An 18,677-nucleotide genomic window follows, 5' to 3' on the forward strand; every position below is an offset into this window, starting at 1 on the left:
AACGTCAAAAGATCGCAGCCTTCGGCAGCTCCTACGAGGGTCGCACAGCTCCCCTCTTGAACCCATTGACCTCTCGGCGCATCTTTATCCTTGTCGCAAAACAAGAATAAGGAACCGTCATGTTCGATATCAGCACGTTCCCCAAAGCCGATGCCGTCCGCCGGGCCGCACAATTGAGTCAAGACGACTATCAGCGCCTGTACCGCCAATCCGTCGAACACCCCAGCACCTTCTGGGCCGAACAGGCCACGCGCTTTCTCGACTGGAGTGCGCCTTGGGAAACCGTCCAGCGCTACAACCTGAAAACCGGTGAAGCCAGCTGGTTTGCCGGTGCGCAATTGAACGTCAGCTACAACTGCATCGACCGGCACCTGGAGAAACGCGGCGATCAGGTCGCCATCATCTGGGAAGGCGACGACCCTACCGACTCGACATCGATCACCTACAAAAAACTGCATGAAAACGTCTGCCGCCTGGCCAACGTGCTGAAAAGCCGTGGCGTGAAAAAAGGCGATCGCGTGTGCATCTACCTGCCGATGATTCCCGAGGCGGCCTACGCCATGCTGGCTTGTACCCGCATCGGCGCGGTGCACTCGGTGGTGTTCGGCGGCTTCTCCCCGGACTCGTTGCGCGACCGTATTCTCGACGCCGACTGCCGCACCGTGATTACCGCGGACGAAGGCGTGCGCGGCGGCAAGGTCGTGCCACTCAAGCAGAACGTCGACAAGGCGCTGCGAAGCTGCCCGGACGTGAGCACCGTGCTGGTGGTCGAGCGCACCAAGGGGCAGGTGAACCGGGTCGAAGGACGGGACATCAAGTACCAGCAGGCCCTGCGCGAAGCCAGCGCCGATTGCCCGCCCGAGCCCATGGACGCCGAAGACCCGCTGTTCATCCTCTACACCTCCGGCAGCACCGGCAAACCCAAAGGCGTGCTGCACACCACCGGCGGCTACCTGCTGCAAGCTGCGATGACCTTCAAGTACGTGCTGGACTACCGCGACGGCGAAGTCTTCTGGTGCACCGCCGACGTCGGCTGGGTCACTGGTCACAGCTACATCGTCTACGGTCCGCTGGCCAACGGCGCAACCACGCTGATATTCGAAGGCGTGCCGAACTACCCGAGTACCTCGCGCTTCTGGCAGGTGATCGACAAGCACAAAGTGAACATTTTCTACACCGCCCCGACGGCCCTGCGCGCCCTGATGCGCGAAGGCCCGGAACCGTTGAAGCAAACATCCCGCGCCAGCATCAGGCTACTCGGCACGGTCGGCGAGCCGATCAACCCGGAAGCCTGGGAATGGTATTTCCATGAGGTCGGCGAAGAGCGTTGCCCGATCGTCGATACCTGGTGGCAGACCGAAACCGGCGGCATCATGCTCAGCCCGCTGGTCAGTGCCCAGCGAATCAAGCCTGGTTGTGCGACACAACCGATGTTCGGCGTGCAACCGGTATTGCTCGACGAGCAAGGCAGGGAAATCAAAGGTGCCGGCAGCGGCGTACTGGCCATAAAGTCCAGCTGGCCGGCGCAGATCCGCAGTGTCTATCGCGACCCGCAACGCATGGTCGACACCTACTTCAAGCCCTACCCCGGCTACTACTTCACCGGTGACGGCGCACGGCGCGATGAAGATGGCGACTACTGGATCACCGGGCGCATCGACGATGTGATCAACGTGTCCGGCCACCGTATCGGCACCGCCGAAGTGGAAAGCGCCCTGGTGCTGCACGAGAGCATCGCCGAAGCCGCTGCGGTCGGTTACCCCCACGACATCAAGGGCCAGGGCATATACGTCTTCGTCACGCCCATGAACGGCGCCGAAACCAACGATGAACTGAAGAAAGAATTGCTGACCCTCGTCAGCCAGGAAATTGGCAGTTTCGCCAAACCGGACTTGATCCAGTGGGCGCCGACCTTGCCGAAAACCCGCTCGGGCAAGATCATGCGGCGCATTCTGCGCAAGATCGCCTGCAACGAACTGGACAGCCTGGGCGACACTTCGACCCTGGCGGACCCGAGCGTGGTGCAAGGGCTGATCGACAAGCGCTTGAATCAGTAACCTCCAGGCGCGACCGGTGGCCGCGCCCTCCTCTTTCATCACTGAGTAACCATGGAATTCATCCGCACCCGCATCGAAACCCAGATCATGAGCCTGACAGGTTTGTCCCTGGGCAAACTCGACCTGGAAAACCCCAAAGGCGACCCCGGGTTGTTCGGGCCAGACTCGGTGAGCTGGCAAGTCCATGGCGATTTCAGCAGCATGCTGATCGGTGGCATCAGCGCCTTGATGCTGCAGGCCCTGCACCCGCTGGCATTGGCCGGGGTCTGGGACCATTCGAACTTTCGTGAAGACATGCTCGGCCGCTTGCGCCGCACCGGGCAGTTCATCTCCGGCACCACCTTCGGTTCTCGACAGGATGCCGACTGGCTGATCGAAAAAGTCCGCACCATCCATTTGCAGATCACCGGCACGGCGCCGGACGGACGTGCCTACGCCGCCAGCGATCCCCAATTGCTGACGTGGGTCCATGTGGCGGAAGTCAGCAACTTCCTCGCCGCGCATTTGCGCTATCGCAATCCGCACCTGTCGCTGGTCGATCAGGATCGCTACTACGCTGAAATCGCCCTGGTCGCCGAGCGACTCGGGGCCAGGGATGTACCCCGTTCGCGGCAGGAAATTGCCGACTATCTTGAGCGCATGCGTCCACAGTTGCTGTGCGACGAACGCAGTCGGGAAGTCCTGCGCCTGTTGCTGAACGCCCCCTCCCCCAGTCGCCTGGCCAAGCCGTTTGGCGGTTTGATGATGCAGGCCGGGATCGACCTGCTGCCGGACTGGGCCAGCGACATGCTCGGCGTCAGCCAGAACCCGCTGCAACGCAAGCTGATCCGCGCCAGCGTCAATCGCAGTGCGCCGATGCTGCGCTGGGCGGTGCGTAATGGGTCGGTGCAGCGGGCTAAACGACGGATGGGGTTGCTGAGTTAGAAACAGCTGAAAAGCATCGCGAGCAAGCTCGCTCCCACAGGGGACTTTTGTTGATCGAATATCCCGCGTACGACACAAATCCGGTGTGGGAGCGAGCCTGCTCGCGAAGGCAGCGCCTCGGTCCCGTACCAAAACTGCTAAACTCCCGCGCCCAATTCCCTCCTGCAAGGCGCCCAGCATGTCTTCCTTGAATCAGGCGCTGCGCGCCGCCCTCGATCAACGCCAGGACCTGCTCGCCGAACTGCACCAGCAAGGCACCGATTGCTATCGCCTGTTCCACGGCAGCCAGGAAGGTGCGGGGGGTCTGACCATCGACCGCTACGGCCCACAACTGCTGGTGCAAAGTTTCCACCAGGCGCTGGAGCGCGAGACGCTGCTGCAACTGCACGAAGCGATCAATCAACACCTGGGTTTTCAAACCCTGCTGGTCTACAACGACCGCTCCCGTGGCAACTCGCGCATCGATCGCGAAGACATCGTCTACCGCGCCGACGAAGCCGCCCTGCAAGACCTGGTCGGCCACGAGTGGGGCCTGAACTATCGGGTACGGGGTCGCCATGCCGGACAGGACCCGCTGCTGTTCCTCGACCTGCGCAACACCCGCGGCTGGGTCAAGGATCACAGCAAGAACAAGAGCGTACTGAACCTGTTCGCCTACACCTGTGGTGTCGGCCTCAGTGCCGCCGCCGGTGGCGCACGCGAGGTATGCAACCTGGACTTCGCCGAAGGCAACCTGGCGGTCGGTCGGGAGAACGGCCAACTCAACCCGCAGTTGCCGACCATGGAATTTATCCAGTCCGACTACTTCCCGGCCATTCGCCAACTGGCCGGGCTGCCGATCAGCCAACGCCGCGGACAAAAGCTGCCGAGCTATCAGCGCCTGGAACAGCGCCAGTACGATCTGGTGCTGCTGGACCCTCCGGCCTGGGCCAAGAGTGCATTCGGCACCGTCGACCTGCTGCGCGACTACCAGAGCCTGCTCAAACCGGCCTTGTTGACCACCGCCGACAACGGCGTGCTGATCTGCTGCAACAACCTGGCGAAAGTCAGCATGGACGACTGGCGCGAGCAGGTTTTGCGTTGTGCAGAGAAGGCCGGGCGGCCGGTGCGTGAGTGGAGCGTGATGAAACCGGGTGCCGATTTTCCGTCGATGGATCAACAGCCACCGCTGAAAACCCTGATCCTGCAGCTCTGACCGTTGTCGGAGAAGTCTGAAAATTCCTGAACAGGCAGATCACTTCGGAACCGGAAACGCATGCCATACTCCAAGGCACTCCGATTCAGACAGATGAAGCCGCACATGTACAAAGGATTGATTCGCGCCATCGGCGCCTTGTTGACTGCTCTGGCCCTCTACAGCTTGCTGGGTTTTCTGATTTTACCGGGTATCGCATTGCGCGTTGCCAACCAGCAACTGGCCAACTACGCCACTACACCCGCCACGATCCAGCGGATCGAATTCAATCCGTTCAGCCTTGAACTGACCCTTTGGGGCTTGAACATCGGCGAACCCGGCAAGGAGCAGGTCGGTTTCGAGCGCCTGTACGCCAATCTGCAATTCGACAGCCTGTGGACCAAGGCGGTGCACCTGTCCGATGTCGAACTGGACAAGCCCAAGACCGAAATCCTGTTCAACAAGGACGGCAAACTCAATCTGCTTGGGCTGTTCAAACTGCCAGCGAGCGAACCCACACCGACCGACCCGAATGCCAAGCCGTTTCCGCTGCGCATCGAGCGGATCAAACTGGCGGGCGGCGCCGTGCACTTTGAGGATGCCCGGCCCAGCGAGCCCATCGAGTTTCTCTACGACACACTCGATTTCGAGCTGAAGAACCTCAGCACCCTGCCCGATGACAGCGCCGACATGACCCTGGTGGCCGTCGGCCCCAATGGCGGACAGATCGACTGGACCGGCAACTTCAGCCTGATCCCGATCGCCTCCGAAGGTAAGCTGAAAATCACTGATGGCAAGATGAAAGCCTTTTGGCCCTATGTGCGCGATGCCGTGCCACTGGATCTCGAAAACGGCGTCATGAGCATCAGCACCGACTACAAACTCAACCTGGCCAAGGAAACCGAGCTGCTGCTGAACAATGTAGCGGTCAGCATCGCCCCCTTCGCGATCAAGGCGCCGGATGGCCGGCCGCTGGTAAAGCTTGAGCGCCTGGACGTCAGCGAAACCACCGTGGACCTGGCCAAGCAGCAAGTGGTGGTCGGCAAGATCCGCAGCCACAAACTGGAAACCTGGGCCGCACTGGAATCGGACGGCAAACTCGACTGGCAGAAACTGTTCGCTAGCCAACCAGCCAAACCCGCTGCCAAAGCCAAGGCGGATGCCGAACCGACCAGCACTCCGGCGGCGGCAGACTCACCGAAACCTGAACCGGCCGCCCCAGACAAACCCTGGCAGGTGCAGCTCAAGGATGTGCAACTGCGCGACTACCAGGTGCATCTGGCGGACCGCAAGGCACAACCCGCCGTCGCCCTGGAACTGGGTCCGCTGAACCTCGACCTGCAAAACTTCGACAGTCTCAACGGTTCACCCTTTACCCTCAAGCTCGATAGCGGCGTGGGCAAGCAAGGCAGAATCATGGCCGACGGCGAGGTCAACCTGGCCCCGGTCAGCGCCAGGCTGAAGGTACAGACCAAGGACATCGACCTGCGGGTTGCCCAGTCCTACATCACGCCGTTCATTCGCCTGGAACTGCGCAGCGGCATGCTCGGCAGCGATCTGGCGGTCGATCTTAAAAGCACCGACCCCCTGGCCTTCAGCGTCACCGGCCGTGCCCAGGTCGATCAGTTGCATACCCTGGACACCCTGAAAACCCGCGACTTCCTCAAGTGGCAACAGGTCGTGGTCGAAGGCCTGAACTATCAGCATGGAGACAGCCTGTCGATCGACAAGATCAACCTGCTCCAGCCCTACGCGCGTTTCATGATCAACGATGATCGCACCACCAACATCGATGACCTGCTGATTCCCCAGCCGGCGGACTCCGGGGCAAAAGCTGCGGCAAGCAAACCGACCAGCAACGAAAAACCCTTGGGCATCCACATCGGCGGCATCTTCATCAATGACGGTTCGGCCAACTTCGCCGACTTCAGCCTGACTCCGAACTTCGCCACCGCCATCCAGCAACTCAACGGGCAGATCGGCACCATCGACAGCCGCCAGCCGAAACCGGCCGGTGTCGACATCAAGGGCAAGGTCGATCGCTACGCGCCGGTGACCATCAAGGGCTCGGTCAATCCGTTCGACCCGATGGCCAGCCTCGACATCGCCACCAGCTTCAAACGCGTGGAGCTGACCACGCTGACGCCCTACTCCGGCAAGTTCGCCGGCTACCGTATCCGCAAGGGCCGGCTCAATCTCGACCTGCACTACCAGATCACCAAGGGTCAGCTCAAAGCCGAAAACAAAGTGGTGGTTGAACAACTGCAACTGGGTGAAAAAGTCGACAGCCCGGATGCCGTGAGCCTGCCGCTGAAACTGGCCATTGCCTTGCTCAAGGACGTCGACGGCAAGATCTCCATCGAACTGCCGGTCACCGGCGACCTGAACAACCCTCAGTTCAGCGTCATGCCGATTATCTGGCAGACCCTGCGCAATCTGATCGTCAAAGCCGCGGCAGCACCGTTCAAACTCATTGGCGGGTTGGTCAACGGTGGCGGCTCGGAAGACCTGGGCAGCGTTTCATTCGCAGCCGGTTCCAGCGAACTGGGCAAGGACGCCGAAGGCGCCCTGGACAAGCTGTCCAAGGCGCTCAAGGAACGCCCGGCCCTGCGCCTGGAAATCGAAGGTACCGCCGCCCAGAGCAGCGATGGCCCGCTGATCGCCGAACAACGCCTGGAGCGTGAATACCAGTACAACTACTACAAAATGCTCCAGCGCCGCGGTGACAAGGTCCCGGCCCAGGCTTCGTTGCTGGAAGTGCCGGACGGAGAAAAAGGCCCGCTGCTCGAAGGTATCTACCGCACCCGCCTGAAAACCCAGCCCCCTGCCGAATGGAAGGACCTGGGCAAGGAAGAGCGCACCGCGAAAATGCGTGCCGAGGTGATCAAGTTCTGGAGCTCCAGCGACGTGCTGTTGCGTCAACTGGGCCAGGAACGCGCCAGCAGCATCAAGGATTACCTGGTGGACAAGGCCCAACTGGAAGATGACCGGGTGTACTTCATCGACGCCAATCTGGGCGAGGCGCAAAGCGACGGCCGCGTGGTGACGCCGATGCATCTGGATGCCGAGTGATGAATCGGCGGCTGGCAGGCCTGGCTCTGGCGCTCTCCGTCAGTCAGGCCTGGGCGGCCGATACCCTGCGCTGTGGCAGCCAGTTGATCAGCGTCGGCGATCGCTCGAGTGAAGTCCTGCAGAAATGCGGGGAACCGGTCAGTCGCGACTTGTTGGGCTACAAGCGCAGTGTAGATCGGCGCGAAGAGTTTCAGGTCGAGGAATGGACCTACGGACCGAATGGCGGCATGTATCAATACTTGCGGTTCGAAGGTAATCGGCTGAAACAGATCACCAGCAAACGCGGAAACTGAACCCACACCTGATTCATGTGAACACTTCCACAATTGATTTTCAGCACTACACATAAAACAGGCCCCGGCAAAAATGCGCGGGGCCTGTGGTGGTCAACATTCGTTTGGCCCCGGTCCAGGCGAGAAACCTTGCCTTACTCGGCTTTCAGGCCGTCAGCGGAAACCGCCTTGACGCCTTTGATTTTCTTGGTGATGGCCACTGCCGTGTCTTTTTGCGAATCGGTCACGGCGGTGGTCGACGACAGCGATACCACGCCTTTGTTGGTTTCAACCTTGATGTCGCTACCTGGAATACCTTTTTCGGTCATCAGGTCAGCTTTGACTTTGGTGGTGATCCAGGTATCGGAAGTAGCTTCTTTCGCTTCGGTCATTTCACCGGCAGCCAGCACCATTGGCGACTGGGTTGCCTGGGTGGTTTGAGCAAACGCGGCGTTGGCCATGGTCAGGGTCAGCGCGGTAGCAGCAGCGGCAGTGATAGCGAACTTCTTCATACGAGTAACTCCTGTTTTTCGGAAAGTCTGCCGGGTGTCTTGTCGGCAGGGTTACCAAGGATATTGCGAACGCTGTGCCAACTTTGAAACAGATAATAAAACCTTATTAATCAATAAATTACAAAATAAGACAATTTTCGGAATCATGCAAAATGCACGAGAAGCACAAACACTGCATGCAAGTTGCGGGTTTATGGAAAGTTCCTAAGATGCTGAAATTCTAAGCTTTATCTGCGGTATTTGACGACGGGTCGACAAACAGGAAAATCCCCGCAAAAGCGGGGACTTGATTCAGCAATTCATGCCGCTGAACCGGAACACCCTTTAGGCAAGTAGTCCTCGGAAACACTGCTCTTACATGACCAGCCTTTGGTTTCGTCCCGTGTCAGGGTGACGGTTTTGCCCTGGATCACCCCCGGGGCATTGTGCAACGTACAAACGATTGATCCCGTTCCCGGCGTTGTAGCCGTCACAGACAGGGCGCAATGGTTGGTCGATGTCTCGCCGGCGGGCGCCACGTTGGCAATTGTCGGGGTTTCCCCCTGGCTGATCACATCCTCGAACGGCACCTTCATTGCAGTCAGTTCGGCCAGCGCCGCCGTGACCTTGGCCCGAGCCTGGTACTTGGAATACATCGGCAGGCCCAGTGTTGCCAGGATCCCGATGATCGCCACCACGACGAGCAACTCGATCAGGGTAAAACCTTTCTGATTGTTCATGTACAAGCTCCATGCATGAGTCGAAGGCTCATGACCTGCCCCATGGCAGCACAGCCTGTGCCAAGGCCAGAAGCCCCTGTTGGCAGGGGGCGTGGTGGCCGCAAAGCCCTTGCCTACTACCAGGATCAGCACTATCTGACGTTTTTTGTCACCTCACCCTTGCGGGTTTGGCCCCGTCCCTTGACTAGGCTATAAGAGCAATTCAATCGGAATACCCAGGACTGAACATGGCGGTCAAGGCAGCGAAAATCAGCGTGTATGCATGGGAAGGCATCGACCGCAAAGGCACAAAGGTATCCGGCGAACTCAGCGCTCAAAACCCGGCGCTGATCAAGGCGAAACTGCGCAAGCAGGGCATCACTCCCGGCAAGGTCCGCAAGAAAAACCACTCGGTTTTCAACATGGGCAAGCGCATCAAGGCCCAGGACATTGCCCTGTTCACCCGGCAAATGGCGACGATGATGAAGGCTGGCGTGCCGTTGTTGCAGTCGTTCGACATCATCGGCGAAGGCTTCGACAATCCGGCCATGCGCAAGCTGGTGGACGAACTGAAACAGGAAGTTGCAGCAGGCAGCAGCTTCGCCGCCGCCCTGCGCAAGAAGCCCCGGTATTTCGATGAGCTGTATTGCAACCTGGTGGATGCCGGCGAGCAGGCCGGTGCCCTCGACACCCTTTTGGAGCGGGTCGCGACCTACAAGGAAAAAAGCGAAAGCCTCAAGGCCAGGATCAGGAAAGCCATGACCTACCCGCTGGTGGTGGTGTTCGTCGCGGCGATTGTCACCGGGATTCTGCTGGTCAATGTCGTGCCGCAGTTCGAGTCGGTGTTCAAAGGCTTTGGCGCCGAACTGCCGGCCTTCACTGTGATGGTCATTGGCCTGTCGCAATTCATGCAGGCCTGGTGGTGGGTGGTCCTTGGCGCGCTGATCACGATGACCTTCGGCGTGCGCCACGCCCTCAGGACATCCCCGGCCTTCCGTGACCGGATGGACACCTGGCTGCTGAAACTGCCGCTGGTGGGCACCCTGATGCACAAGTCCGCCGTGGCCCGGTTCGCCCGTACACTGTCGACCACTTTCGCTGCCGGCGTGCCGCTGGTGGAGGCCCTGGAATCCGTGGCCGGTGCGACCGGCAATATCGTGTTCAAGCGCGCGGTATTGCGCATCCGGCAGGACATCTCGACCGGCATGCAATTGCATTTCGCCATGCGTACCTGTGGCGTCTTTCCGAACATGGCGATACAAATGACCGCCATCGGCGAAGAGTCAGGCACCCTGGACGCTATGCTCGACAAAGTCGCGGGTTTCTACGAAGACAACGTCGATAATATGGTCGATAACCTCACCAGCCTGATGGAGCCGTTCATCATGGTGGTGCTGGGTGTTATCGTCGGTGGACTGGTAGTTGCCATGTACCTGCCCATCTTCCAACTTGGCTCAGCGATCTGACATGCCCTTGAATGAAATCCTGATTCACTCTGCGCTGGCCTTTGTCCTTCTCGCAGGCATCACCGGCCTGCTGGTCGGCAGTTTCCTCAATGTCGTGATCTGGCGCCTGCCGAAAATGCTCGAACGCGACTGGCGCGAGCAGGCCCATGACATTCTCGGGCTGCCTGGCGAAACGCCGCTGCCGACCTACAACCTGTTGCTGCCCCACTCCCAGTGCCCGCACTGCGGTCACCGAATCCGCGCCTGGGAAAACATCCCGCTGCTCAGTTATGCGTTTTTGCGCGGCCGCTGCTCAGCCTGCGCGGCAGCGATCAGCCCACGCTATCCGTTGACCGAACTGGCCTGCGGGCTGTTGTCGGCGTTTGTTGCCTGGCACTTCGGCTTCGGTTGGCCGGCCGCCCTGGTGCTGATCCTGAGCTGGGGGTTGCTGGCGATGAGCCTGATCGACGCCGAACATCAGATATTGCCGGACGTACTGGTGCTGCCGTTGATTTGGCTGGGGTTGATCGTTAACAGTTTCGGCCTGTTCGTGTCGTTGCACGAGGCGCTTTGGGGGGCGATCGCCGGCTACGGCCTGCTGTGGTCGGTGTTCTGGCTGTTCAAGCTGGTCACGGGCAAGGACGGCATGGGCTACGGCGATTTCAAGCTGCTGGCGATGCTGGGCGCCTGGGGTGGCTGGCAGATTTTGCCGCTGACCATCCTGCTGTCCTCGCTGGTGGGTGCCATTTTCGGGCTGATACTGCTGCGCTGGCGAAATGCAAAAACCTCGACGCCGATCCCTTTCGGTCCCTATCTGGCCATTGCCGGCTGGATTGCGTTGCTCTGGGGTGGTCAAATAACCGACCTCTATTGGCAGTTTGTCGGTTTGAAATGAATAGCCCTGTGGAAAAACCCTGGATTCTCGGCCTGACCGGCGGCATCGGCAGCGGCAAAAGTGCGGCCGCCCAACACTTCATCGACCTGGGCGTGCATGTAGTCGACGCCGATCATGCCGCTCGCTGGGTAGTGGAACCCGGCCGCCCGGCGCTGGCGCAAATCGCCGAGCACTTCGGCCCCGGCGTGTTGCAGGCCGACGGGCAACTGGACCGCGCCGCGCTACGCAAATTGATCTTCGAGGTGCCTGAAGAACGCCGCTGGCTGGAGGCCCTCCTGCATCCGCTGATCGGCGAGGAGATCGCTCACCACCTGGCGCTGGCAAAATCGCCTTATGCGATTCTGGTTTCGCCGCTGCTGATCGAGTCCGGGCAATACGCCATGACCCAACGGGTGCTGGTGATCGATGCCCCCGAACAATTGCAGATCGAACGTACCCTGCAACGTGACCAGACCAGCGAGCAGCAAGTCCAGGCGATCCTCAAGGCCCAGTCCAGCCGCCAGGATCGCGTGAGCCATGCCGACGACGTCGTGGTCAATGACCGCGACCTTGCCTGGCTGCACAGCGAGGTCGAACGCCTGCATCACTTTTATCTTTCTTTGCGTGGAGGCCAGTCATGAGCCAACCAACAACCGTCGAATGCCCAACCTGTGGCGCCCCCGTGGAATGGACCGCCGAGAGCAAATTCCGGCCATTCTGCTCCGATCGCTGCAAACTGATCGACCTGGGCGCCTGGGCGTCCGAAGAGCACAAGATTCCAGTGGCTCCCGATGCCGAGGACGAGATGTTCAGCGGTGACTTCGACCCGCGCCACTGATCCACTGAATGGGCGATTCCAGGTTTTGATGTGGATCAGGACTTGGGATCGTCGTCTTTCCAGGGTGCCGAGAGGTAGCTGGTGCGGTTGAACGTCTCCAGCCACTCCGGACAAAACACGACCAGCGCACTGACGATCATGCCGTTGATAAACGCTTCGGGAAAAATGATCAGCCACAGATATCCGACAAAATCTTCCAGCCAGTAAGGCATGGCAAAACGTTCATCGAACCACAGCAGCCAAAGCGCCAGCAGCAGGCACAGCAATGCCGACAGCGCCGCCGCAAAGAAGCCGGACACGAAGATATACACAAAGGGATTTCGCGGCTGCGCGCGCTCCACCAGAATGGCGCAGCACTCGGTGACCAGCACCGGCAGCGCAATCAACAGCGCGCCATTGACCCCGACCGCCGCCAAGTCCTGCCGGCCAAGCAACACCAGCCCCGTTTGTGCAACCAACCCGCCAACCAGCGCCAGCGGCCAGTCCAGCAGTAGCGTCACCGCTGTCATGCCGATGAAGTGGTAAGACACGCCAGTATCAAAGTCGCGCCGCACCAGCCACAACAGAAACAGCGCAAACACCGTTCCAAACAGCAGATGCTGACGACGGCTGTCGGTGAACAGTTCAACCCACGGTGCGCGACAGATCGCCCAGATCAACACCGGCACATAGATAAGCCAGCCGACCGCAAGGGTTTGCGATGACAGCAACTCTGCACCGATCATGGCTACGCGCGCCTCCCAGGCGAAGAACAACAGGCACTCAGTCTACACCGCCGCTCGCCGGCCCTTCGACCTCAAGCCCAATATCGCGGATCGTTCATCACCGCATCATGTTCGGCGAACAGCTTCGGTAGCTCAGACTTGAGAAAGTCCACCCAGGTGCGGACCTTGGCATCGAGAAAGCGTCGCGAAGGATACAGCGCATACACATTGCGTTCGCGCAGGCGCCATGCAGGTAACACGCGCAGCAACGTGCCGTCGCTCAAGGGCCGCGTCGCGGTGTAGAACGGCAGCAGGCTGATGCCCATGCCCGCCTCTGAAGCCTTGACCATCGACTCGGCAACATTGCACTGAAAGGTCTTGGCCGGGCTGACGGCGTGCTCGCCGTGCTCGTCCTGGAAAAGCCATTGATCGCTGTACAACGGGTCGAGCATGCGCAGGCATTGATGATCGCTCAGCGCCAGCGGCTGCTGCGGCACACCCCGGCGTTGCAAGTAAGCCGGGGAAGCACAGGGCACGCTGTAGATCTGCCCGACGGCTTGCGCAACCATTTGCGAGTCGGCCAGTTCGGGAGCTATCGAAATCACCACATCGTGCCCTTCCTCCAGCGGATCGGGATTGCGCTGCGACAAGGTCAGTTCGAACACCACATCGGGATAAAGCTCGCTGTAGCGGGCGATCAACGGCGTGAGCAGCACACCCAGGCCGTTCATGCTATGCACCCGCAGGCGTCCGGCCGGATTGATATGAGCGCCTCGGGCCTCGGCCGTCGCCTCATCCATGGCTTCGACGATTTGCCGGCTGCGCTGCAGGAAGCGCTCGCCGGCGTCGGTCAGACTCAAGCGTCGCGTGGTGCGTTGCAGCAGACGCGCCTGTACATGTTCCTCCAGATCCGCCACCAATCGGGATACCTGCGCGGTCGACAGATCCAGCGCATCGGCAGCCCCGGTGAAACTGGCGCAGTCCACCACCCGGATGAACACGCGCAAGTTGTTAAGCACATCCATAAGCCCCCCTCGGGCGATGACTGTTACGTTTTATGTAAGGCTGCATCCGCCGTTCGCCCCTTTATCCGTCGGTGGCAAAGACTAAAATTCAGACATCGAAACCGACACGGAGCACGCCAACATGAAAACGTTGATCAGCCTGTTGCTGACCGTCATCGCCTCCTCGGCCATGGCCGCTGACAACGAGCCCCTCGCGGTCCTGTACAACCCGGCGCAGCCACTGGACATCGCCAAGGTGGTTTCGGTGTCGGACACCGCGACAGCGTGCGGGGTTGTACCGGCGACCATGGAGTATGTCGATCATCAGGGCCAGACCCACCGCGTGACCTACAACGTCATCGGTGATTGCACCAGCAACCTGTGATCAAAGGGCTCACAGCAAGGTCCAGGTGTAGCTGAGGATCAAGCGGTTCTCGTCGATATCACTGCGGTAGTTTGAACGCGCCATCGCATTGCGCACGCGAATGCCCAAACCTTTGAGGCTGCCACTCTGCAGCACATAGCCAATGTCCAGGTCACGCTCGCGATCCTTGCCTTCATAGCCCTTGCCGGTATCGACGTTATTGCCGCTGATGTAGCGCACGGTACTGGTCAGCCCCGGTACGCCGAGCGCCGCGAAGTCGTAATCGTAGCGCGCCTGCCAGGAACGTTCATCGGTGAAGGCGAACTCATAGGTCGGCACTTCGTTGCCCAGCGGCGAGATGTTGGCAAACACCCGTGGGAACGCACTGTCACCGAACATGCCCTGATAGCCGACGTAAAACGTATGGCCGCCACGCTTGGCCGACAGCAACGAGAAGAACGCCTGGTTGTCGATGTTGCCCAGCAGTTTCTTGCCGTCCTCGCGCGAATTGTAGTAACCGAGGTTGGCGCCGAGGATCCAGTCGCCCACCGGCTCACTGTGTTTTAAACCCAGAAAACGCTGGTTGTAGATATCTTCCAGTTGCCCGTACCAGGCGCTGACCGAGCTGCGCTTGTCGTTGAAGGCATAATCCGCGCCGGCAAAATTGAAACCGTCACTGCTGACCTGGCGCTGCGGCACATGACCCAGCATCGCTTGCATCTTTTCGTCGCCAGCCTCGTTGCGCAGGCTGGTTGAACTCAAGTGACCACCCTGCAGGGTCAGGCCATTGATCTCGTTGGAGGTGATGCTTGCGCCCTGATAACTCGGCGGCAGCAGGCGAATATCGCTGAATGCCAACACCGGCAGATTGGGTTGCAGCTCACCGACTTTCAGCTCGGTTTTGGAGTAGCGCATCTTCAACGCGCCTTCCAGGCGGCTGTAGTTGTCCGCCGCGCGGCCGTCACCCTGCACCGGCAGCAAACCGGTATTGGTCCGGTCCGGGGCGCTGTCGAGCTTGAGGCCGAGCAAGCCGATGACGTCTACCCCAAACCCGACGGTGCCCTGGGTGTATCCGGACTTCACGTTGAGGATGAAACCCTGGGCCCACTCTTCAGCCTTCGATTGCTGGTTGGCGCCGACGATGTCGGAATAGTCGCGGCTGAAGTAGTAATTGCGCGCCTGCAACGTCGCGGTGGTGTCTTCGATAAAGCCTTTTTCAGCGGCCATCGTGCCTGTGGATAAACTCGAGACGACAGCCAGGGACAACGCCGAACCGGTTGTTGGGAGAATCTGTTTCATCGTTTTTCTCTTATTGTTATTGATCGACTGATTGAAGGACTTCAGTTGCAGTGGATTTGCGAGGGAGAACGGGACGACGGGCGCTCAACAGCACATGGGTGACCATGCCGAAAATCAGCCCCCAGAACGCTGCGGACAAACCGAACAACGACATGCCCGAAGCCGTGACCAGAAAGGTCACCAGCGCGGCTTCGCGATCGCTCGGCACCGCCATCGCGCCCGTCAACGCGCCGGCAATGGCAGCGAACAAGGCAAGGCTGGCCAGTGCCGCGATCAACTCTTTGGGGAACGCTGAAAACAGCGAGACCAGCGTGGCGCCGAAGATCCCCAGCAGCAGGTAGCACAGGCCGCCGACGACCCCGGCCACGTAGCGTTTGCGAGGATCTTCGTGGGCTTCGCGACCGGTGCAGATTGCTGCGGTGATCGCCGCCAGATTCAGTCCATGGCAACCGAACGGCGCCAGCAATGCCGTGCCCAGCGCGCTACTGGCGATGATCGTGCTTGCCGGCGTTGGGTATCCACTGGCGCGCAGCACCGCCATGCCGGGCACGAATTGACCGGTCAGCGCCACCATCACCAGCGGCAAGGCGATGTTCAGGATCGCGCCCAGGCTGAACTCAGGCGTGATCCACACCGGCGTGGCCAGGCCGATCACCAGCGCTTCACGATGCAAATCACCGGTGAACGCGGCAATCGAACAGCCCACCAGCAGCACCATCATCACTGCATAACGCGGCATCACCCGTTTGCAGATCAGGTAGCAGGCAAACATCGCCAGGACCAGCAACGGCTTGCGCTGCATCGACACGAACAAGCCGGTGCCGAAACTGAACAGGATCCCCGCCAGCATTGCCGCCGCGATGGCTGCGGGCAACTTTCTGATGATCCGGTCGAAAGCCCCCGAGATGCCAACCACGAAAATGATCAGGCTACTGACCAGATAAGCCCCCACCGCCTCCGCCATGGAGATGTCCGGCAACAGCGTCACCAGCAACGCCGAGCCCGGCGCCGACCAGGCGATGATCACCGGAACGCGGTAGCGCAGGCTCAAACCGATGCCGAGTACGGCGCTGCCAATGGAGATCGCCCAGATCCAGGACGACAACACTTCCCGCGAAAGATGTGCCGCTTCTGCCGCCTGAAAGATGATCACCAACGGGCCGGCGTAGGAAATCACCGTGGCAATGAATCCAGCCACGGCGGCTGACAACGAGAAGTCCTGGAAAAACGCTTTCATGATTCAGGCACCGGTCGCTGACAACGCCGGGTTGACGCCATCAGCGCTGCGTCGGCTGCTGATGGCGAACACGGTCATGGCCAGGGCCGCCACCGCACCGGGCAAGGCAAACGCCATGAAGTTCAGTTGCAGGGGCAGGCTGATCCCGAGCAAGGCGCCACCCAGCAGCGGACCGACGATGGCCCCGTTGCGTCCGATGCCCGACGCCCAGCCCAGACCGGTAGACCGAATCGTCATGGAATAAAACTGCGCGGCGCAGGCGTACAAGAGAATCTGCGAGCCAATGGTGGTGGCACCCGCAATGGCGATCAGCAGGTACAACACCGGCGTCGGGCTGTTGAAGCCCAACAGCGTGATCGACACCGCCGCCATGGCGAAAAACACCGCCAGCACTCTCGGCAGATTGAGTTTGTCGCCCAGCACCCCGCCGCCGACCGCGCCGAAGATTGCACCGAAGTTCAACACCAGCAGGAACGACAGGCTCGAACCCAGGCTATAACCGGCGTTGGCCATCAGTTTCGGCAACCACGAACTCAAGGCGTAGACCATCAACAGGCAGCAGAAAAACGCCAGCCACAGCATCAGCGTGCGCAGCGCGCGGCCTTCACGGAACAACTGCAGCACCGGGGTGCCCGTGCCTTTCACTTCGGCCATGTGCAATTGGTCAGACGGTTGCGCGACGTAGGCCGGATCAATCCGCTGAAGAATATTGCGCGCCTCTTCATTGCGCCCCTGACGCAACATGAAGCCCACCGATTCGGGCAGGAAATACATGATCAGCGGCAACAACAGCAACGGCAGGACCGCCACGTAAAACACCGACTGCCAGCCGAAACTCGGGATCAGCACAATGCCCAGCCCGGCGGACAACATGCCGCCCACCGAGTAACCGCTGAACATGATTGCGACCAGCGTGCTGCGGATTTTTTTCGGCGCGTACTCGTTCATCAACGCCACGACGTTAGGCATCACGCCGCCAATGCCGAGCCCGGCAATGAAGCGACACAGGCCGAACTCGGTGGGGTTTCGGGCGAAACCATTGAGCACGGTGAAGCCACTGAAGAGCATCACGCAGATCGTGATGGCTTTCTTGCGGCCGATCCTGTCCGACAGCGGTCCGAAGAACAGCGCGCCGAACATCATGCCGAACAGTGCATAACTACCCAGTGCACCGGCTTGCAGAGGACTGAGCCCCCACTCTTTCATCAGCATCGGCAGGACCACGCCGTAGATCACCAGATCGTAACCGTCGAAAATGATGATCAGGGCACACCAGAACAGCACCATCCAGTGAAAGCGGTTGAAACGAGCGTTGTCGATAACCTCATGTACGTCGATCTTGCGCATGGCATATATCTCTTGTTGTTGTTTTTTTGAGCGGCGGTAACACGGCTTACGTCCGTACAGCCGAGGGTAGAGCCGCCCGATACGTGGCAATAGCCAGTGAGCGCAGACCACTATCCGTTTTGTGCAGGGCCCTGGAACGGGCATGGGAACGGAAGGCTATGAGCCTCTGCGACAAATTGTCTTCTTTGCGATCACATTTGAACGCTAAGCTTGGGCCTATGGATGACTCAGATTATTTACGCCTGCTGACCATCGCGGCCGAGCAAGCCAACGCATTCCTGTCCAATGCCCGCAAATGGGAGCGTGAGCGTTGGGTTTGCCAGCGCCTGCTGCAAGGCTTGAACATTCCCTATCGCGCCGATGAATTCGCCCCCGCCGGGGAGCCGCCGGATGTGTTGTTTCGCGATGCCAGTTTCGAGGTGTTCTTCGTGCTCGACGAGGGCCGGCGCCTCAATGATGAATGGCGCGACGAACTGCAACGCCGACGCAGCGCGTTTTCCTTGAGCCAACTGGTGCGCCGCGAGGCCAAGCCACGACGCATCCCCGCCAACGAGTTCTTGCTGCGATTGGCGCCGACCTTGCGCAAAAAAGCGCACAACTACAAAGAACGCGGCATGGATCTGGGTGAACTGGACATCATCGCCTTCGCCAGCCTCAAACGCGAAGTGCTGGACCTCAACAGCCATTTCCCGCCGCCGACCGAATACCTGCGCCAGGGCTGGCGCTCGCTGTCATTGGTTGGGCCGACATTCGCCCGCGTGCTGTTCGCTCACCCGGATGCGCCGGACTTCTTGCGCAGCAACCTGGGGCGCAGCATTGTTTTTGATGTCGGGATCAGTCTGTGAGACTCGAGCCT

General features: G+C 60.1%; 18 protein-coding genes. 11 read left to right on the plus strand and 7 right to left on the minus strand.

Going from position 1 to position 18,677, the window contains the following annotated elements; translation table 11 throughout:
* Positions 1 to 119: 119 nt before the first annotated feature.
* The 5 genes from acs (at position 120) to AC3IP0_RS24255 (ending at position 7,520) form a co-directional block, all read left to right on the plus strand.
* The gene (gene acs, locus AC3IP0_RS24235) at positions 120 to 2,057 is read left to right on the plus strand and encodes an acetate--CoA ligase (RefSeq protein ID WP_489326082.1); all 1,938 of its coding nucleotides are present in this window, start codon (positions 120 to 122) and stop codon (positions 2,055 to 2,057) included.
* A 51-nt stretch (positions 2,058 to 2,108) separates the two neighbouring features.
* The gene (locus AC3IP0_RS24240) at positions 2,109 to 2,981 is read left to right on the plus strand and encodes an oxygenase MpaB family protein (protein WP_489317263.1); all 873 of its coding nucleotides are present in this window, start codon (positions 2,109 to 2,111) and stop codon (positions 2,979 to 2,981) included.
* A 178-nt stretch (positions 2,982 to 3,159) separates the two neighbouring features.
* A complete protein-coding gene (locus AC3IP0_RS24245) occupies positions 3,160 to 4,176 on the plus strand; it encodes a class I SAM-dependent rRNA methyltransferase (protein ID WP_489326084.1) in 1,017 nt (338 codons plus the stop codon).
* A gap of 60 nt (positions 4,177 to 4,236) precedes the next feature.
* Complete coding sequence (locus AC3IP0_RS24250) at positions 4,237 to 7,227, plus strand: DUF748 domain-containing protein (RefSeq protein ID WP_489326086.1); 2,991 nt, start codon at positions 4,237 to 4,239, stop codon at positions 7,225 to 7,227.
* The gene (locus tag AC3IP0_RS24255; RefSeq protein WP_489317266.1) at positions 7,227 to 7,520 is read left to right on the plus strand and encodes a DUF2845 domain-containing protein; all 294 of its coding nucleotides are present in this window, start codon (positions 7,227 to 7,229) and stop codon (positions 7,518 to 7,520) included. The genes AC3IP0_RS24250 and AC3IP0_RS24255 overlap by 1 nt, the downstream gene beginning before the upstream one ends.
* Positions 7,521 to 7,654: 134 nt before the next feature.
* Here the strand turns inward: AC3IP0_RS24255 and AC3IP0_RS24260 are convergent, their stop codons facing one another.
* Both AC3IP0_RS24260 and AC3IP0_RS24265 read right to left on the minus strand, forming a co-directional pair.
* Positions 7,655 to 8,011, minus strand: a complete 357-nt coding sequence (locus AC3IP0_RS24260; protein WP_489317267.1) for a BON domain-containing protein — start codon at positions 8,009 to 8,011, stop codon at positions 7,655 to 7,657.
* Positions 8,012 to 8,310: 299 nt separating this feature from the next.
* Complete coding sequence (locus AC3IP0_RS24265) at positions 8,311 to 8,730, minus strand: pilin (protein ID WP_489317268.1); 420 nt, start codon at positions 8,728 to 8,730, stop codon at positions 8,311 to 8,313.
* 227 nt (positions 8,731 to 8,957) lie between these two features.
* Here AC3IP0_RS24265 and AC3IP0_RS24270 point away from each other — a divergent pair, with 227 nt between their 5' ends.
* The 4 genes from AC3IP0_RS24270 to yacG are packed head-to-tail and all read left to right on the plus strand — an operon-like array spanning position 8,958 to position 11,866.
* Positions 8,958 to 10,175 (plus strand): type II secretion system F family protein, encoded by a 1,218-nt coding sequence (locus AC3IP0_RS24270; protein WP_489326087.1) that lies wholly within the window; start codon positions 8,958 to 8,960, stop codon positions 10,173 to 10,175.
* Between the two features lies 1 nt (position 10,176).
* Positions 10,177 to 11,049, plus strand: coding sequence for a prepilin peptidase (locus AC3IP0_RS24275; protein ID WP_489317270.1), 873 nt, complete (start codon positions 10,177 to 10,179; stop codon positions 11,047 to 11,049).
* Complete coding sequence (gene coaE, locus AC3IP0_RS24280) at positions 11,046 to 11,669, plus strand: dephospho-CoA kinase (RefSeq protein WP_046041800.1); 624 nt, start codon at positions 11,046 to 11,048, stop codon at positions 11,667 to 11,669. Before AC3IP0_RS24275 ends, coaE begins: the two co-directional genes overlap by 4 nt.
* A complete protein-coding gene (gene yacG / locus AC3IP0_RS24285; protein ID WP_007970539.1) occupies positions 11,666 to 11,866 on the plus strand; it encodes a DNA gyrase inhibitor YacG in 201 nt (66 codons plus the stop codon). Before coaE ends, yacG begins: the two co-directional genes overlap by 4 nt.
* A gap of 35 nt (positions 11,867 to 11,901) precedes the next feature.
* Here yacG and AC3IP0_RS24290 read toward each other — a convergent pair whose 3' ends face one another.
* Together AC3IP0_RS24290 and AC3IP0_RS24295 are read right to left on the minus strand one after the other, a co-directional pair.
* Entirely contained in the window at positions 11,902 to 12,591 is a 690-nt protein-coding gene (locus tag AC3IP0_RS24290; protein ID WP_489327837.1) for an energy-coupling factor ABC transporter permease, read from the minus strand.
* A gap of 71 nt (positions 12,592 to 12,662) precedes the next feature.
* The gene (locus AC3IP0_RS24295; RefSeq protein WP_489326088.1) at positions 12,663 to 13,595 is read right to left on the minus strand and encodes a LysR family transcriptional regulator; all 933 of its coding nucleotides are present in this window, start codon (positions 13,593 to 13,595) and stop codon (positions 12,663 to 12,665) included.
* 121 nt (positions 13,596 to 13,716) lie between these two features.
* Between AC3IP0_RS24295 and AC3IP0_RS24300 the strand changes: the two genes are divergently transcribed.
* The gene (locus AC3IP0_RS24300; protein ID WP_489326089.1) at positions 13,717 to 13,959 is read left to right on the plus strand and encodes a DUF2790 domain-containing protein; all 243 of its coding nucleotides are present in this window, start codon (positions 13,717 to 13,719) and stop codon (positions 13,957 to 13,959) included.
* Positions 13,960 to 13,968: 9 nt separating this feature from the next.
* Here AC3IP0_RS24300 and AC3IP0_RS24305 read toward each other — a convergent pair whose 3' ends face one another.
* The 3 genes from AC3IP0_RS24305 to AC3IP0_RS24315 are packed head-to-tail and all read right to left on the minus strand — an operon-like array spanning position 13,969 to position 17,821.
* On the minus strand, positions 13,969 to 15,237 hold the full coding sequence (locus tag AC3IP0_RS24305; protein WP_489326090.1) for an OprD family porin: 1,269 nt from the start codon (positions 15,235 to 15,237) through the stop codon (positions 13,969 to 13,971).
* 16 nt (positions 15,238 to 15,253) lie between these two features.
* The gene (locus AC3IP0_RS24310; protein WP_489317273.1) at positions 15,254 to 16,474 is read right to left on the minus strand and encodes a benzoate/H(+) symporter BenE family transporter; all 1,221 of its coding nucleotides are present in this window, start codon (positions 16,472 to 16,474) and stop codon (positions 15,254 to 15,256) included.
* Between the two features lie 3 nt (positions 16,475 to 16,477).
* A complete protein-coding gene (locus AC3IP0_RS24315; protein WP_489317274.1) occupies positions 16,478 to 17,821 on the minus strand; it encodes an aromatic acid/H+ symport family MFS transporter in 1,344 nt (447 codons plus the stop codon).
* A gap of 218 nt (positions 17,822 to 18,039) precedes the next feature.
* Here AC3IP0_RS24315 and AC3IP0_RS24320 point away from each other — a divergent pair, with 218 nt between their 5' ends.
* A complete protein-coding gene (locus AC3IP0_RS24320) occupies positions 18,040 to 18,666 on the plus strand; it encodes a DUF1780 domain-containing protein (protein ID WP_007970534.1) in 627 nt (208 codons plus the stop codon).
* The last annotated feature ends 11 nt before the right edge of the window (positions 18,667 to 18,677 follow it).

The sequence above is a fragment of the Pseudomonas sp. GL_103 genome, assembly GCF_057835175.1.

Excerpts from the sequence above, each read along its gene's own strand:
- acs (WP_489326082.1), top strand. The coding sequence starts at position 120 with ATGTTCGATATCAGCACGTTCCCCAAAGCCGATGCCGTCCGCCGGGCC.
- AC3IP0_RS24240 (WP_489317263.1), top strand. The coding sequence starts at position 2,109 with ATGGAATTCATCCGCACCCGCATCGAAACCCAGATCATGAGCCTGACA.
- AC3IP0_RS24245 (WP_489326084.1), top strand. The coding sequence starts at position 3,160 with ATGTCTTCCTTGAATCAGGCGCTGCGCGCCGCCCTCGATCAACGCCAG.
- AC3IP0_RS24250 (WP_489326086.1), top strand. The coding sequence starts at position 4,237 with ATGCCATACTCCAAGGCACTCCGATTCAGACAGATGAAGCCGCACATG.
- AC3IP0_RS24255 (WP_489317266.1), top strand. The coding sequence starts at position 7,227 with ATGAATCGGCGGCTGGCAGGCCTGGCTCTGGCGCTCTCCGTCAGTCAG.
- AC3IP0_RS24260 (WP_489317267.1), bottom strand. The coding sequence starts at position 8,011 with ATGAAGAAGTTCGCTATCACTGCCGCTGCTGCTACCGCGCTGACCCTG.
- AC3IP0_RS24265 (WP_489317268.1), bottom strand. The coding sequence starts at position 8,730 with ATGAACAATCAGAAAGGTTTTACCCTGATCGAGTTGCTCGTCGTGGTG.
- AC3IP0_RS24270 (WP_489326087.1), top strand. The coding sequence starts at position 8,958 with ATGGCGGTCAAGGCAGCGAAAATCAGCGTGTATGCATGGGAAGGCATC.
- AC3IP0_RS24275 (WP_489317270.1), top strand. The coding sequence starts at position 10,177 with ATGCCCTTGAATGAAATCCTGATTCACTCTGCGCTGGCCTTTGTCCTT.
- coaE (WP_046041800.1), top strand. The coding sequence starts at position 11,046 with ATGAATAGCCCTGTGGAAAAACCCTGGATTCTCGGCCTGACCGGCGGC.
- yacG (WP_007970539.1), top strand. The coding sequence starts at position 11,666 with ATGAGCCAACCAACAACCGTCGAATGCCCAACCTGTGGCGCCCCCGTG.
- AC3IP0_RS24290 (WP_489327837.1), bottom strand. The coding sequence starts at position 12,591 with ATGATCGGTGCAGAGTTGCTGTCATCGCAAACCCTTGCGGTCGGCTGG.
- AC3IP0_RS24295 (WP_489326088.1), bottom strand. The coding sequence starts at position 13,595 with ATGGATGTGCTTAACAACTTGCGCGTGTTCATCCGGGTGGTGGACTGC.
- AC3IP0_RS24300 (WP_489326089.1), top strand. The coding sequence starts at position 13,717 with ATGAAAACGTTGATCAGCCTGTTGCTGACCGTCATCGCCTCCTCGGCC.
- AC3IP0_RS24305 (WP_489326090.1), bottom strand. The coding sequence starts at position 15,237 with ATGAAACAGATTCTCCCAACAACCGGTTCGGCGTTGTCCCTGGCTGTC.
- AC3IP0_RS24310 (WP_489317273.1), bottom strand. The coding sequence starts at position 16,474 with ATGAAAGCGTTTTTCCAGGACTTCTCGTTGTCAGCCGCCGTGGCTGGA.
- AC3IP0_RS24315 (WP_489317274.1), bottom strand. The coding sequence starts at position 17,821 with ATGCGCAAGATCGACGTACATGAGGTTATCGACAACGCTCGTTTCAAC.
- AC3IP0_RS24320 (WP_007970534.1), top strand. The coding sequence starts at position 18,040 with ATGGATGACTCAGATTATTTACGCCTGCTGACCATCGCGGCCGAGCAA.